The 1196-nt window shown below is 73.6% G+C and carries 2 protein-coding genes; both read right to left on the minus strand.

All coding sequences use genetic code 11. The features are described 5' to 3' along the window. Positions 1-576, minus strand: a 576-nt coding sequence (locus AOK03_RS39790; RefSeq protein ID WP_167355708.1) for a PadR family transcriptional regulator, incomplete at its 3' end; no start/stop codon positions are given. Position 577: 1 nt separating this feature from the next. Then, a partial coding sequence (locus tag AOK03_RS39795) for a DUF4097 family beta strand repeat-containing protein (protein ID WP_157869231.1) occupies positions 578-1196 on the minus strand: 619 nt, incomplete at its 5' end.

The following is a 1196-nucleotide window of genomic DNA, read 5'->3' on the forward strand; positions in this document are numbered from 1 at the left end:
CGCCTGGGCCTGCCGGGCCTGGGCGTTGGCCTGATCCTGTGCGTCCTTGGCCTGGCGGCGGGCGCGCTGTGCCTCCTCGCGGGCCCGGCGGCTCTCGTCCTTCGCACGCCGGGCCTGTTCCTTCCAGCCCTGCTTGGCGCGCTTGAACTCCTCCTTCGACTGGTGCCAGCCCTCCGCGCCGTTCGGGGCCAGCGCCTCCTTGGCGGCGGCCCGCATCTCGCGGCGCAGCTCGCCCGCGGCGCCCTGCACGCCGTCGCGGATCTCGGCGGCGAGCTCGGCGACCGACTCGCGGATCTCCAGCTCCAGGTCGGCCAGCTCGCCGCTGCGCCCGGCCAGCTCGGCGCGGCCCGCGTCCGTGATGGCGTAGACCTTGCGGCCGCCCTCCGTGGTGTGGGTGACCAGGCCCTCGGCCTCCAGCTTCGCGAGGCGGGGGTAGACGGTGCCCGCGGACGGCGCGTACAGCCCGTGGAAGCGCTCCTCCAGGAGCCTGATCACCTCGTAGCCATGGCGGGGGGCTTCGTCGAGCAGCTTGAGCAGGTACAGGCGCAGGCGGCCGTGGGCGAACACGGGGGGCATTTCAGAGCACCTTCTTGTGGGTCGGGCCGGCATCCGTCGGGTCGGCATCCGTCGGGCTGGCATCCGTCAGGGCGGTGTCCGCCGAAGCGGCGTCCGCCGGAACAGCGTCCTCCGGGGGGACGTCCAGGGGGACATCGGGGCCCTTGTCGTCGTGCGGACCTTCCTCGTAATGATCTTCCTCGCGAGGATCTTCCTCCATCTGCGGCCTGCGCAGAAGCGCGATGGACCCGGAGACCGTCGTCGCCCTGAGCCGCCCGCGGCCTGCGCCGAGGCGCCCCGTGATCCGCTTGGCGCCCCACTGGCCCCCGACCCGCAGGTCCTCGAAGGCGTTCGACACCGATCCGCTCGCCGTGTCCACCTCGACCTCCGCGTCCGCCGGATGCGGGAGCCGGATCGCGATCTCGCCCGAGACGCTCGTCAGGGCGACGTCGGTCGGGGTGCCCGTCGGATCGAGGTCCACGATCATCGAGCCGCTCACGGAGTCGGCCCGGACGGAGGGTCCGGCCGCCTCGACGATGGTGAGGCCGCCGGACACGGAGTTGAAGCGGAGGTCGCCGGTGACGCCCTGCGCCTCGACGTTCCCGGAGACGGTGTCCGCGCGGACGGCGCCCGCGAGGCCG

Source organism: Streptomyces atriruber (assembly GCF_001418325.1).
Taxonomy (GTDB): domain Bacteria; phylum Actinomycetota; class Actinomycetes; order Streptomycetales; family Streptomycetaceae; genus Streptomyces; species Streptomyces atriruber.